The 14,196-nt window shown below is 43.7% G+C and carries 13 protein-coding genes; 4 read left to right on the top strand and 9 right to left on the bottom strand.

Annotation, left to right across the window (positions count from 1 at the left end):
- Window positions 1-39: 39 nt before the first annotated feature.
- On the bottom strand, window positions 40-1,146 hold the full coding sequence (gene pdxA / locus ABIO93_RS21745; protein ID WP_348071561.1) for a 4-hydroxythreonine-4-phosphate dehydrogenase PdxA: 1,107 nt from the start codon (window positions 1,144-1,146) through the stop codon (window positions 40-42).
- Between the two features lie 95 nt (window positions 1,147-1,241).
- Between pdxA and ABIO93_RS21740 the strand changes: the two genes are divergently transcribed.
- Window positions 1,242-2,168: a 2-hydroxyacid dehydrogenase gene (locus tag ABIO93_RS21740; RefSeq protein ID WP_348071559.1), complete on the top strand. Its 927-nt coding sequence runs from the start codon at window positions 1,242-1,244 to the stop codon at window positions 2,166-2,168.
- A gap of 60 nt (window positions 2,169-2,228) precedes the next feature.
- Here the strand turns inward: ABIO93_RS21740 and ABIO93_RS21735 are convergent, their stop codons facing one another.
- From ABIO93_RS21735 to ABIO93_RS21715, 5 genes are all read right to left on the bottom strand, one after another.
- Window positions 2,229-2,795 (bottom strand): 50S ribosomal protein L25/general stress protein Ctc, encoded by a 567-nt coding sequence (locus tag ABIO93_RS21735; protein WP_348071557.1) that lies wholly within the window; start codon window positions 2,793-2,795, stop codon window positions 2,229-2,231.
- Between the two features lie 36 nt (window positions 2,796-2,831).
- Window positions 2,832-3,776 (bottom strand): ribose-phosphate pyrophosphokinase, encoded by a 945-nt coding sequence (locus ABIO93_RS21730; protein WP_244819004.1) that lies wholly within the window; start codon window positions 3,774-3,776, stop codon window positions 2,832-2,834.
- 38 nt (window positions 3,777-3,814) lie between these two features.
- On the bottom strand, window positions 3,815-4,390 hold the full coding sequence (locus ABIO93_RS21725) for a phosphatase PAP2 family protein (protein WP_348071555.1): 576 nt from the start codon (window positions 4,388-4,390) through the stop codon (window positions 3,815-3,817).
- Window positions 4,387-5,364, bottom strand: coding sequence for a tryptophan--tRNA ligase (gene trpS, locus ABIO93_RS21720; RefSeq protein WP_348071553.1), 978 nt, complete (start codon window positions 5,362-5,364; stop codon window positions 4,387-4,389). Before trpS ends, ABIO93_RS21725 begins: the two co-directional genes overlap by 4 nt.
- Window positions 5,365-5,708: 344 nt before the next feature.
- Window positions 5,709-5,906: a hypothetical protein gene (locus tag ABIO93_RS21715; protein WP_348071551.1), complete on the bottom strand. Its 198-nt coding sequence runs from the start codon at window positions 5,904-5,906 to the stop codon at window positions 5,709-5,711.
- A 115-nt stretch (window positions 5,907-6,021) separates the two neighbouring features.
- On the opposite strand from ABIO93_RS21715, the gene ABIO93_RS21710 reads away from it, so the two are divergent.
- The 3 genes from ABIO93_RS21710 to trxA all read left to right on the top strand — a co-directional run bounded on the left by ABIO93_RS21710 (window position 6,022) and on the right by trxA (window position 10,798).
- Window positions 6,022-6,693, top strand: coding sequence for a DUF2461 domain-containing protein (locus ABIO93_RS21710; RefSeq protein WP_348071549.1), 672 nt, complete (start codon window positions 6,022-6,024; stop codon window positions 6,691-6,693).
- 46 nt (window positions 6,694-6,739) lie between these two features.
- Window positions 6,740-10,378: a DNA polymerase III subunit alpha gene (dnaE, locus tag ABIO93_RS21705; protein ID WP_348071547.1), complete on the top strand. Its 3,639-nt coding sequence runs from the start codon at window positions 6,740-6,742 to the stop codon at window positions 10,376-10,378.
- Window positions 10,379-10,465: 87 nt separating this feature from the next.
- Window positions 10,466-10,798 carry a thioredoxin gene (gene trxA / locus ABIO93_RS21700; RefSeq protein ID WP_348071545.1) on the top strand — a complete coding sequence of 111 codons (333 nt, stop codon included), beginning with the start codon at window positions 10,466-10,468 and terminating at the stop codon, window positions 10,796-10,798.
- 67 nt (window positions 10,799-10,865) lie between these two features.
- On the opposite strand, the gene ABIO93_RS21695 is transcribed toward trxA, so the two are convergent.
- From ABIO93_RS21695 to ABIO93_RS21685, 3 genes are all read right to left on the bottom strand, one after another.
- Window positions 10,866-11,744, bottom strand: a complete 879-nt coding sequence (locus ABIO93_RS21695) for an aldose 1-epimerase family protein (protein ID WP_348071544.1) — start codon at window positions 11,742-11,744, stop codon at window positions 10,866-10,868.
- Window positions 11,745-11,763: 19 nt separating this feature from the next.
- A complete protein-coding gene (locus tag ABIO93_RS21690) occupies window positions 11,764-12,975 on the bottom strand; it encodes an aminotransferase class III-fold pyridoxal phosphate-dependent enzyme (protein ID WP_348071542.1) in 1,212 nt (403 codons plus the stop codon).
- 70 nt (window positions 12,976-13,045) lie between these two features.
- Window positions 13,046-14,196 (bottom strand): hypothetical protein (locus tag ABIO93_RS21685; protein WP_348071540.1); only part of this gene is annotated, 1,151 nt, incomplete at its 5' end.

The following is a 14,196-nucleotide window of genomic DNA, read 5'->3' as shown; positions in this document are numbered from 1 at the left end:
TTTTTGAACATTAACATGGGTCGGCGGTCGATCGTCGAACTAATTAAAACGCTGCTTTCCGCCTGATTTGGCCGGATGTTGGCTTTCAGAAGCCTGAGGCTTGGAAACCAAAGCATTTTTCTCCGCATCGCTATTGAAAATACGGAATCTGGAAACGTCGCATGCAAGGTAAATGGCTTGCAGTAAGGAGCCGGGCTCCGCCAGATTTTTACCGGCAATATTATAGGCAGTTCCATGGTCCGGCGAAGTACGCACAGCTGATAAGCCTGCTGTGAAATTCACGCCTTCGTTAAATGCCAGTGTTTTGAAAGGAATAAGACCCTGATCGTGATACATTGCCAACACGGCATCATATTGACGATAAGTACCAGCCGCGAAAAAGCCGTCGGCTGGAAATGGCCCTACTACTAAGTGTCCTTTTTCTTTAAAAGACATGATGACAGGCTGAATGATCTCAATTTCTTCATTACCTAGCAAACCATTTTCACCGGCATGAGGGTTCAGTCCCAATATGGCAAGTCTTGGTTTTTTGATGCCAAAATCGCCTTTCAATGATTGCAGGATTTGATCAATCTTGGACGTCAGTTTTTCCGCAGTGATCTGTGATCTGACATTTTCAAGGGGAATGTGCCCGGTCAGGACGCCCACCCGAAGGTCGCCCGCTACCATGAACATGAGGGCTTCTTCTTTGTCAAATGCCTGGGCCAGAAATTCGGTGTGTCCGGGAAATTGGAATTCCTCACTCTGAATGTTGTCTTTGTTGATCGGTCCCGTCACCAATGCCTGTATTCGGCCCTCTTTCAGGTCTTCTACGGCTCTTTTTAAAGATGCCAAAGAACCCTGGCCAGCCTCCGCGGTGATCTTGCCCGGTTGCGCCTCCGTCTGGTGGTCATGCCAGCAAGTAATGACATTGGTTAGTTTGGGATTGGCCTGCTCCGCTTTCTGAATGCTGTGCAGTGCCCAGTCTTTCATTTCGAAAATATTACGGTATTGATTCAGTACCCTTAAAGATCCATAAATGATCGGTGTGCATAATTTTGCTAACTGATTTCCTTCTAATGCTTTAAGGATTACTTCTGGGCCGATGCCGTTATAATCTCCAATTGTGATGCCTATGATGGGTTTATCGCTGTGTTGGTCGCTCATGTAGTAAAATGCTATTGAATCTGTTCTTCTGAGTAATTCTATATTACTTTTGCCAAACGGTTAGACCGGCAAGTTACAAAAAATCCTGTGCTCCTATGAAAATCCTGATAGCAGACTCTATGCATTCCTCTCTTTTCAATATGTTGGAGGAAAAAGGCTGGGAATATGCGTATCATCCTCAGTATCGTCGCGAAGATATTAAAACCGCTTTGCCTGACTATGATGGGCTCATTATCCGCAGCAAAACCTTTGTTGACAGGGAAATGCTGACAGACGCTAAAAAACTGAAATTTATTGCCCGTGCAGGTGCGGGTCTGGACCTGATTGACCTGGATGTGGCCAGAGGGCTCAACATTGAAGTTTTCCATGCCGGTACCGGTAACAGGGATTCCGTCGCTGAGCATGCATTAGGAATGTTACTGGGGCTTTTTAATAACATTCTGAAAGCTGATCGGGAAGTTCGTCATGGTGTGTGGGATCGGGAAGGAAACCGCGGTGTAGAGCTGATGAATAAAACGGTCGGTATTATTGGCTATGGAAATAATGGAACTGCGACCGCAAAACGGTTGAGTGGTTTTGGCTGTAGGGTCCTTGCGTATGACAAGTACCGTGATCGTTATGGCAACGAATTTGCACAGGAGTCATCAGTGGAGCAGATTATGGCGGAGGCGGACATTCTGAGCTTGCACATTCCGCTAACGGAGACTAGCCGGTACTGGATCGATGAAAAGTTTATTGAGCAGTTTTCCAAACCGTTCTATTTGGTCAATTTATCCCGGGGTGAAATTGTGAAGCTGGAAGCCGTAGTGGCGGGATTACAGTCGGGCAAAATACTGGGTGCTTGCCTGGATGTTTTGGAAAACGAAAAAATAACCAAGTTGACGCCCTCGCAACAGGCCTCCTTCGATTATCTGCGCACCTCTGATCAAGTCGTGCTCACGCCGCATATTGGTGGCTGGACGCATGAAAGCTACGTTCGGATCAATCAGGTACTGGTAGAACAAATTTCAAACTGGCTGTAAACAAATATGCCGACCAAAGGTCGGCACGTTTGCATCTATTAGCCATGAAAAATAAAATACTTATTTACCAAGTGTACCTCTCAGTGCACGTGGGATCTCAACTGAAGCGATCGGGTTGCTTGCGGCTGTCAATATAACAAAATTTTCAGCTTTTACTGCACCAACCTTCACAGATTTTCCTAAATCTAGTTCAGTAATGTCAACATCTACATAGTCTGGAATATTATCGGCCAAACCTTGTACGCGCAATTTACGCAATTTTTGATTCATTTTACCACCTTTCATTACTCCGCTTGAAGTACCAGTCAATTTTACGGGTACGTCAACCTTAATTTCTTTGCCTTCAATGATTTGAAGAAAATCCGCGTGGATCAAAGAATCGTTTACCGGGTGAAATTGTTTTTCCTGAAGGATGGCATTATATAATGTACCTTCGATATTAAGCGTAACGTTAAAAATATCCGGTGTGAAAAGCAACTCGCGGAACAACATAGCCGGTGCATAAAAATGTACTTGCTCATTTCCACCATACAGCACAGACGGAACATAACCCTGAGAACGTAATTCTTGGGACTCCGTCTTGCCGAGATTCGCTCTTTTAAACCCTACAATCTCATGCTTTTTCATAAGAATATTATTAAGAAAGTTAAAAAAATAAAAAATTTACTGATGATTTATAAATAATGAACTAATAGATTCATGATCTCTGATCCTGCCTATCGCCTTCGCAAATATTTCTGCAACTGACAATACGCGGATTTTTTCATTCTGTTGCTTCAAGGGAATCGTATCCGTTATAATTAACTCCTCAAGAACAGAATTTGCAATGTTTTCGTGCGCCTTACCCGACATAATAGCATGGGTACTGATCGCCCTCACCGAACTTGCGCCTTTTCCAAGGATCAGTTCTGCCGCTTTACAAAGTGTACCGCCGGTATCAATTAAGTCATCCACAAGCACTACATCCATTCCTTCTACATCTCCGATCACCTGCATACTGGCAATTTCATTGGCTCTTTTTCTGTGCTTATCGCAGAGGATCATATCCACATTCAGAAACTTAGCAAAATTCCGTGCCCGTGCCGCGCCACCCATATCAGGAGAAGCGATGAGCAGGTTTTTCAGGTTCAGCGACTTAATGTAGGGAACGAAGATAGACGTTCCTTCCAGGTGGTCCACAGGTAAATCAAAAAAGCCCTGTATCTGTCCGGCGTGCAGATCAATCGTCATCAAACGATCCACACCAACCGATGTAAGCAGGTTAGCAACCACTTTTGCCGCGATAGCAACCCTTGGCTTGTCTTTCCTGTCCTGCCTTGCATACCCAAAATAAGGTATTACCACGGTTACATAATGAGCAGAAGCACGACGGGCGGCATCAACCATTAAAAGCAATTCCAGTAAGTTGTCTGCCGGGGGAAATGTGGATTGGATTAAAAAAACATCACATCCTCTGATTGATTCTTCAAAGCTTGGGGATAATTCTCCGTCGCTAAATTTCCTCAATGTATACCCACCCAGCTCTTTGCCATAATACCTGGCGATGTCTTTGGCCAAATATTCGGACTGACTTCCCGAAAATATTTTTACTGTATTAAATGAACCCATGGGCAAACTAAAATTTGCGCAAAATTAAATAAAATCACTTAATTAAGATAATATCTTTTTAAAAAAGAATAATAAAGTTGCACACAGAGCCATCCGACCAGTATTCCGATCAACGCACCAATGACAATATCGGCGGGATAATGGACTCCGACATACACCCGGCTGTAAGAATACAATGCTGACCAGGCGAATATCAAGCCTATATATGGTACTCTGTTCTTTAATAAGCAAAACCAGGTGATAGCTACTGCAAAACTGGTAGAGGCGTGAGAGGATGCGAATCCATAAAGTCCCCCACAGCCTGAAACTGTGTGGACCAGTCCTTGTATACCCGGATCATGACAGGGTCGAAACCTGATAAAATAGGGTTTCATCAGGCCGGAAGTGATCTTGTCGGCGATGAGCACGGCAATCAGGACGGTCAGAATTTCCATGATACCCTTTTTTCGGTCGTCACGCAGCGACATGGCCATCAGCACCAGGTACATAGGTATCCAGGTATATTTGTAGGTAATCCAATACATGATCGAGTCGAGCCAGGGCGTGTGCATGCCATTGAGCCATAAGAATAGCTCCTGGTCGGAATGCATCAATGTATGGACAGTTTCGGTCATGAGCTGAAACCTAGCACTTTACGGACTTTGCTAATGGTGTCTTGCGCGATCTCTCTTGCCTTTGTTTCTCCTTCTACCAGGATGGATTCGAGCTCCTCACTGTTTTCCATGTAGTAGTTAAAGATACGTCTGGGTTCAGCGAATTTCTCCATGAAACATTCAAACAAAGCTTGCTTGGCATGCCCGTAACCATAGCCACCAGCCAGGTACTTCTGACGCATGGTCTCAACGTCTGTTTCTGACGCAACAAGGCTGTACAATTTGAATGTAATATCCGTCTCGGGATCCTTCGGTTCTTCGAGTGGGGTGGAATCTGAAACAATCTTCTTGGTGACTTTTTTTAACTCATTTTCCGGCAGGAAAATATCGATGTAATTGTGGTAGGACTTGCTCATTTTTAAGCCATCCAAACCAGGGATTGTCATGATCCGTTCGTCTATCTGCGGTTCCGGTAGTACCAGAATTTCATCACCAGCCAACACGTTGAAGCGGCTCGCGATGTCCTTGGTCATTTCAAGATGCTGTTTCTGGTCTTTTCCAACGGGAATGATATTGGCGTTATACAGCAGAATATCAGCCGCTTGCAACACGGGATAGGTGAATAGTCCGGCATTTACATCCGACAATTTTTCCGCTTTTTCTTTAAATGATGTAGCATTGGCCAGCATCGGAAATGGGGTGAAGCAGTTCAGGTACCAGGCCAGCTCAGTATGTTCAAATACCCGGGATTGACGCCAGAAGACATTTTTCTTATAGTCAAAACCAAATGCCAGCCAGGTTGCTGCAATGGCCCTTACAAATTCTTCCCGCTCTTTCCCATTTTTGAGGGTGGTAAGGGAATGGAGGTCTGCGATGAAGAAAAAAGACTCGTTCTGTGGATTTTTTGAAAGTTCAATCGCAGGTTGGATTGCTCCGAGGATATTACCCAAATGAGGTCTCCCGCTACTTTGAATGCCTGTTAGGATTCTGGCCATTTATATGTTATTACTTGTACTATTTTATTGATTCAATTAGTGAACGAAGTTCTTTAAGGGAAATCGTTTCTCTTTCGGACTTATCATAAATGTCCAACAGATATAGCTTGTTGTCAAATAGCTTAAAATAGGTAATTACTCTAACTCCTCCACTTTTGCCCTTTCCCTTGCCATCGAATTTTAAAAAGCTGAGACCCTAGTGGGGTTCCAACCGTAGGATTTGCCGACAGGGTTCTGATGAGTGCTTTAATTTCTGTCTCCAGTGATGGATATTTTTTTGCTAGCCTTTTGTATTCTATTAAAAATTCATGTGTGTAAGTGATTTCAATCATTGGGCAGTGCTATTAATCTTTGAACAAATCGTTAATGTCAGGTTTAGGCAACTTACCTTCTTCCATTGGCTTCACTTCATTCAAAGCCCGAGTGAGGGAGTCGATCAGCCTTTGTTTTTCCGACTCCGCTTTTAACCGCTCTCGTTCTTTGTTTAGAACAGCAACTGCGGTTTTCTTCTTATCTTCTTTGGACAAAGATGGACGGTTCACAGCTTTCTCATGGTTATCAGTTTTTAAGAGATTTTCCGATATCTAATTGCCAAAATTCGTTAAATTGAAGTACAAATCGTAGTAAATTTGAATTTTATAGCATCACAAAACTAAGATGGAATCCAAAACACTTCACTTTCTCAGCCTATTAGCCGAAAATAATAACAGAGAATGGTTTCAGGAAAATAGAAAACTTTATGATGCCGCCAAAGCCGATATGGAAAAACTGGTGGGCTATCTGATCACCGAGGTAGGCAAGTTTCAGGATCTGGGAAATTTGCAGGTCAAAGAGTGCTTGCTTCGTATTAACAGGGATATCCGGTTTTCGAAAAATAAAGCGCCCTACAAGAATAATCTCGCAGCAGGAATAGGTCCGGGCGGCAAGAGCTCGGGAAAAATTGATTACTATCTGCAGATACAGCCGGGAGATCAAACCTTTCTGGGAGGAGGTATGTGGGAAACGACCTCTGAGCAACTGGCCCGCTTTCGTCAGGAAATAGATTACAATGCGGATGAGTTGAAACACATCATTGAAGAGAAGGAATTCAAGGCCTGGTTTCCGGAAATTCACGGCGATTCTTTAAAAACAACTCCTAAAGGTTATCCCAAAGATCATCCGGAGATTGGGCTGCTGAAAAGGAAGCAACTTTTTTTTGTGCATCGCTACACAGATAAGGAAGTGTCTTCCAAGGACTTCGGAGATATGGTTGTAAAAGGTGCCGCTCTGCTTAAACCTTTTACAGATTATATGAATTATGTATTGTACGAACAGCCTGCCGAGCATTAATTGACGCTTCCCGAAGTCTGCTATTTTAAATCACAACATCGATCACATGCAATTTTCTCACTTACACTGCCACACCCAATTTTCACTTCTGGACGGCGCAGCGGACATCAAAAAACTATTCAAAAAAGCCAAGGAGGATAATATGCCGGCAGTGGCGATCACTGATCATGGCAATATGTTCGGGGTTTTTGAATTTGTAGCTGAGGGAAATAAGCAAGGAATCAAACCGATTGTTGGCTGCGAGTTTTATGTAGTCGAAGACAGGCATATCCGTCAGTTTACCAAAGACAAAAAGGACGTTCGTTTTCACCAACTGCTGCTGGCAAAGGATGAGATTGGGTACAAAAACCTGATCAAAATGTGCTCCCTGGGTTTTATTGAGGGAATGTATGGTAAATACCCACGAATAGATAAGGAACTGATCGTTAAGTATCATAAGGGATTGATAGCGACTACATGCTGTATCGGAGCGGTTATTCCTAAGACTATTTTAAGGCAAGGCGAAGCGGCAGCCGAGAAAGAGTTTAAATGGTGGCTTGATTTATTCGGCGAAGATTTTTACGTGGAATTGCAGCGCCACGAAATCCGCGATCAATACATTGTTAATGAGGTTCTTGTGAAATTTGCAAGAAAATATAATGTCAAGATCATTGCATCCAATGACTCCCACTACGTCGATCAGGAAGACTGGAATGCGCACGACATTTTGCTCTGTATCAACACTGGTGATAAACAAAGTACTCCATCGGCCAAGGATTTTGATGATGATAAAGGGATTCCAAAAGGCTCGCGGTTTGCGTTTTTCAATGACCAGTTTTATTTCAAGAAAACCAGCGAAATGCTGTCGCTCTTCAATGATCTGCCTGAGTCCATTGACAATACCAACGAGATTGTTGATAAAATAAAAACGCTGGATCTACGAAAGGACATTCTCCTGCCCAATTTCCCGATACCCGACGAATTCAAGACACATACGTTGTCTGAAATGGTCGGAAAAAAGGAATTAACGGCAGATGTTTTGAATCAATGGGAGTACCTGAAACATATCACTTTTGTGGGTGCAAAATTCAAGTACGGCACGATCACCGCAGAAATAGAAGACCGGCTGAATTTCGAGCTGAGTACGATCAGGAACATGGGTTTTCCCGGGTACTTCCTGATTGTGGCTGACTTTATTGATGCGGGTCGTAAAATGGGTGTGTTTATCGGTCCCGGTCGTGGGTCGGCGGCAGGGTCCGTGGTGGCGTACTGTACTGGTATTACCAACATTGACCCAATCAAGTACGACCTGCTTTTTGAGCGTTTCCTGAACCCTGACCGTATCTCACTCCCTGATATTGATACGGACTTTGATGATGAAGGCCGGCAAAAAGTAATTGACTATGTAGTTAAAAAATATGGTTACAATCAGGTCGCCCAGATCGTAACTTATGGTACTATGGCCGCTAAATCGGCCATTAAAGATGTGGCCAGAGTAATGGACCTGCCACTGATCGATGCCAATGCATTGGCTAAACTGGTTCCGGATAAGCCAACTTATAATATGACCCTCAACCGGATCTTTACAGCGCCGCTGGAAGGTGAGGGGAGTTTGATGAAAAAAGAAGGGATAGCTCCGGAGGAACTGGACAATGTCAAGAAAATGCGGGTAATCGCCCAAGGTAATGACTTGCAAGCGAGAGTATTACAAGAAGCCAGGCGATTGGAGGGGACAGTCAGGAATACGGGAATTCACGCCGCCGGGATCATTATTGCGCCCAGCGACTTAACCGAAATCATTCCGGTAAGTACTTCCAAAGACTCCGATTTTCTGATCACCCAGTATCAGGGAAAGATCATTGAGGATGCCGGGGTAATCAAAATGGACTTTTTGGGTCTTCGAAACCTGACTATCATTAAAGAAGCTTTGCGATTGATCAAGCAAAATCATAATATCGACATTGTAATTGACGATATTCCGTTGGATGATCCGAAAGTTTTTGAACTGTTCCAAAGGGGTGAAACCAATGCGATTTTCCAGTTCGAATCAGACGGGATGAAAAAGCACATGCGCGACCTGATCCCCGACCGTTTTGAGCATTTAATTGCCATGAATGCCTTATACCGTCCCGGTCCCATTGCTTATATCCCCAATTTTATCCGTCGGAAGAACGGTCACGAGGAAATTACTTATGACTTGCCGGAGCTGGAAGAGTATCTTGCTGATACATACGGAATTACAGTTTATCAAGAGCAGGTAATGCTTTTGTCCCAAAAACTGGGCGGTTTTACCAAAGGCCAGGCCGATACCCTGCGGAAAGCAATGGGTAAAAAGCAGATTGAAACCCTGAACAAAATGAAGGGCGATTTCATGAAAGGCGGTACAGAAAAAGGACTGGATGCCAAAAAGCTTGAAAAGATCTGGACCGACTGGGAAGCATTTGCGTCCTATGCATTTAACAAGTCACACTCCACGTGTTACGCATTTGTGGCGTACCAAACCGCGTATCTAAAGGCGCACTATACCGCCGAGTATATGTCGGCCGTATTGACGAGCTCGCTGGGCAACATTGAAAAGATTACGTTCTTCATGGAAGAGTGTAAAAATCAGGGCCTTAAAGTACTCGGGCCTGATGTCAATGAATCGGACAGGCAATTCAATGCAAACAAAAAGCAGGAGATCCGTTTCGGACTGGCAGGGGTAAAAGGAAGCGGTGACGCTGCTGTGGAAGCGATTATCGAAGAACGTAACCAGAACGGACCGTTTACCGACATTTTTGACTTTATGACCCGCGTTAATTTGCGGACAGTGAATAAAAAGACCATTGAAAGTCTTGCCTACGCTGGCGGATTTGACTGTTTTCCAGAATATCACCGTGCGCAATACTTCGCGACTGATAGTGGCGACAACCTTACCTTTATTGAGAAATTGATCAGATATGCTAACAAAGCTCAGGGCGGCGGCGTGGTAGATTTGTTCAGCCATTCTGGCGGTGGCGCAGAAATTGCGAAACCCAAAGCGGCTGATATTGTTCCCTGGGACGATCTTGCAAAGCTTCGTTACGAACAGGAAGTAGTAGGCTTTTATATTTCCGGCCATCCATTGGATACATTCCGGGTAGAACTCGATAATTTCTGCAACGGAACACTAGATAAGGTAATGGAAATCGGGGAAGGAGAGCGGTCCCCGAAATTTTTTGGAAAGGAAATCAGCGTAGGTGGAATTGTGACTAGTGCGCAGGAAAGAATGTCCCGAAATGGAAGTCTTTTTATGATTTTCAAACTGGAAGATTACCGTGGATCGATGGAAATGTTGCTTGGTGGCGAGGACTATATCCGTTTCAAAAACTATCTGCAAATTGGGCAGTTTTTATATATCAAAGGCAAGGTGCAAAATCGGTGGAAACAGGAGGATCAATTTGAATTTAAAATATCACAGATCCAGCTTTTAACTGAAATCAGAGAGAAAATGTGCAGGAAGATCAAAATCAACCTGACATTGGATCAGATCGACGCGCAATTCATTCATTTACTGAACGATACGTTTAGTGATCATCCCGGATCTTGCGCAGTAAATATGACAGTTATTGATCCTGAAACCCGATTGGAGGTTGAAATGTTATCGCGAGGTTACAGGGTTTCTCCGTCTAATGAACTCTTCAAAGTGTTGAGTGGTTTTCATGGTGTAAAGTTCTTTTTAAACTAAGTTTTTAAATAAATTGGCACGGAACTTTTAGGTACTAATAAGCATTATTACATCAGATTTATAAAAAAACATAGACACTTTTTTGACATGGGAAAAGCAATTGAAATTACCGATAGCACCTTCGAAGAACTTATCCAGGGCGATAAACCAGTACTTGTAGATTTTTGGGCAGAGTGGTGTGGCCCTTGTAAAATGATCGGACCGGTAGTGGAGCAATTGGCTGGTGAGTACGATGGAAAAGCAGTTATTGGTAAAATGGACGTGGATATGAACTCAGCGATACCTGCTAAATTCGGCATCCGTAGTATCCCGACATTGATGATTTTTAAAGGAGGACAATTGGTTGATAAAGTTGTAGGTGTAGTGCCAAAAACAACTTTGGAAGATAAATTAAATGCTCAGATCGAAGCGACTGTTTAAGTTGAATCGATTGCAAGATCTGAAATAGGCTCCCATTCGGGAGCCTATTTTGTTTTAAACCAACTTGTTACTCATTGATTTCAATTGTAAACGCTGCTTCAAACGTCTTGCCAGCTTCTAGTTTCAAAATCCCTTCTTTGGTCTCAAAATTCTGATCCGAGTCGGCACTGTCTGCGATGCCCAGCCAGGGTTCAATGCAAATAAAATGGGCATTCGGCTTGGCCCAGATTCCTAAATACGGAAAGTCTTCGTAATGGACCGTAATTACCTGCCCGGATTTCGTACTGCGAAGACTAACTTGTTTTGATATTAAATGCTTGAATATCAGCGCATCGTTGTCGAACAAATGCGCATTTAAATGCAGCACATTTGTGTGTTCAAGAACCGGTTTTGTTTGCTTTCCTACCAGGCCGTCCTTTTCCAAAAGCCAGGTAGCATCATTTTCAACGGCTTCGAATTCAAGATAGTAGTCTTCGTAAACTTCATCATCATGTAGCGGACATTTGAACGCCGGATGAGCTCCGAGTGAAAAAAGCATTTCGTCCGAGCCGTGGTTGACAACCTGGTGACTGACCACAACCTTATTGTCTTCCAGTTGATAGGTAATCTGAAACTCAAATTTGAAAGGATAGATAGCCAGCGTTTCTTCACTGAATGTCAATCCAAATGTCAGACTGTCAGTGGATTGGCTGACCAACACAACATTCGAGTTATTACGGACAATACCATGACGGGGAACGGCATATTCCTGACCATTGTATTTGACAAAACCATTTTTGATGGCTCCAATAACAGGAAACAGCACTGGCGCGTAACTTGACCATACACTGGGATCTGCGTTCCACATAAAGTCCTTGCCGGTAACGGTGGATTGGATCCGGCAGAGTTCAGCGCCGGTTTGTTTTACAGTGATTTTAAGGTGTTGGTTTTCGATCGAGTATTGCATAAAGATTTGATTGTTCAGGTCAGGAATTTAAAACGTCCAGAATGACCGCGCAGGCTTCGCGGATCTGGTCTTCGGTAATGATAAGCGGAGGCGCAATTCGCATGGCGTTGTCACAAAACAGGAACCAGTCAGTGACCGCACCCTTTTCAATGCATTTGTCAATGGTGTCTTTCAATTTTTCGAATGATTCCATTTCAGCAGCTAGCATCAACCCTTTGCCTCGCACCTCTTTAATGTCAGGATGTATTAGCAACGATTTGAACAAGTCACCTTTTGCATTAGCGCCTGTTGCCAGATTTTCTTCCAATGTAACCTGCAAAGCAGCCAAAGACGACGCACAACTTACCGGATGGCCTCCAAATGTGGTGATATGGCCCAAAATAGGATTACTTTTCAACACACCCATGATCTTGTGCGACGCCATAAAAGCACCAATCGGCATTCCGCCACCCATTCCTTTGGCGCTCAGCAAAATATCAGGATAGATACCAAACTGTTCGAATGCCCAGAAACTGCCGGTACGGCCAAAACCAGTCTGAATTTCATCCAGAATCAGCAATGCTCCAACCTCTGTACATCTTTTTCGAAGTGCAGCAAAATAAGCGAGGGAAGGAACCCGCACGCCTGATTCACCGCCGATTACTTCAATGATAACCGCAGCGGTATTATCGGTAATTTTCTCAATATCAGGCAAATACCCGTGTTTGATTTGCTTGATACCCGGTAGCAGCGGACGGAAGTTTCGCTTGAAAAACTCTGCCCCGGCAAGGCTCAATGCACCTTGTGTGGCGCCATGGTAGGCATTAAAACAGGAGATGAACTCGGTGCGACCAGTATAACGCTTGGCCAATTTCATAGCTCCCTCCACCGCCTCAGTTCCTGAATTGGTAAAATAAATATTGTCTATTAAGCCAAAGGGCGAGGGGTTTTCAGATTCAAGATCTAACGTTTCCGTCAATGCGCGGGCGAGCCTTACCTGCGTTCCCTGCACATATTCCCCGTATACGAGTAGGTGCATGTGCTTGTCTAGCTGCTCGTGAATGGCCGCGAGCACTTTGGGATGCCTGTGACCTACATTGCTAACTGCAATTCCCGATATCAAATCCATATAGGACTTGCCTTCCGAGCTGTACATAAAAACACCCTCGGCGCGTTCAATTTCGAGTGCGAGCGGGTAGTCGGATGTTTGTGCTAAATGATCAAAAAAATGTTGACGATGGGTAATGTACATTCTAAATGTTTAATACTTTTTTAAAGTATAATACTAATTGTTATTTTGTATTTGTACTATACTCAATATTTTATTCAAAAAAACTAGCGCTGCCACCAACCCAGGTGAAATCTTTATTATAGCGAACACCAATCATCTCTCCACGGCTTAATCTGCTTAAACTGATCAGTAATTCGGGTTTGGGGGCATCATCATCCCAACCGTACATCATCCTGATCTCACATTTAACCAAACCGTCCGGCGCCTGGATAACTGGTTCGTACTTCACTTTCTTTTGAAGAATATAATTCTCGGGATCTTTTAATGAGGTCAGATCCACTTCGGTAATGTGCAGTTGCACACCAGAACCTGCGAAAGAAAATAGCGGTTTTAGAACATAATTTTCAAGATCAGCCGGAAACTGACCCTGATAATCGCTGACAAACTGCGCCTCAGGAATAAAACGGTTTTTTAGAAATGGCATCGAGAACTTACTGATCCTGAAAAACCAGTTGGGATGCCCGACCCAGGTTACATCTACCGCATCGGTAAAATGATAGCTGGTTTCCAGATCGGGATAATTGAGCAAATCATCAAAAATAAGCCGGTTATAAATGCGTTTCACCTGAATTTTACGACCTTCCTTTTCGTAATAAAGCTTTTTCTCTTCTTTGATCAGCTTGGTGTAGCATACCGCCTTAATGCCCAGCATTTGCTCGGTAACAGCAAAATCAACTCTTGTTTTTTGCTTTTCAGGGAAAATTTCAAGCAAAATAACCTGCTCAGGATCTTCACCGGCCAGGATCAGCGATTTTAGCTTTGCTGCATAGCCGTCATAGCTATCAGTTCCAAAAGCATAATGGAAGTCGTCGGGTATGGTAAAATAATTTTTGAATGATTCGGACAAAAATGCCTGATAGCCAAAAATCGAAGGAAAGCCTTGTAATTCAATAAGTTGAGGTGTTAACTCGCCGCGTTCATCTTTACAAATAGCATAGTCTATCGCCAGAAAGGAAGTGTGTGCATTCTCTCCTGGCACCGATTGCCCGGCAGGAACAGCTCTGTCTGTTTTTGCTTTAAAGTCAGGTGAAAGCAATGTCGCGATAATCTCGTCGGATGCCTGATTGATTTTGTCTTTCAACTCTTTGGGCACAAATACCGGCGTTTCTGCGACGCGGAAATCCAACTGGCCGGGAAATGCTTTCTCAATGGATTTTACAAAATCCGCGTATTTGTTTTCGG

The organism is Dyadobacter sp., from assembly GCF_039919315.1.
Classification (GTDB): Bacteria; Bacteroidota; Bacteroidia; order Cytophagales; family Spirosomataceae; genus Dyadobacter.
The sequence above is the reverse complement of the archived record's forward strand: the minus strand, read 5'-3'. Positions and strand labels throughout refer to the sequence as shown.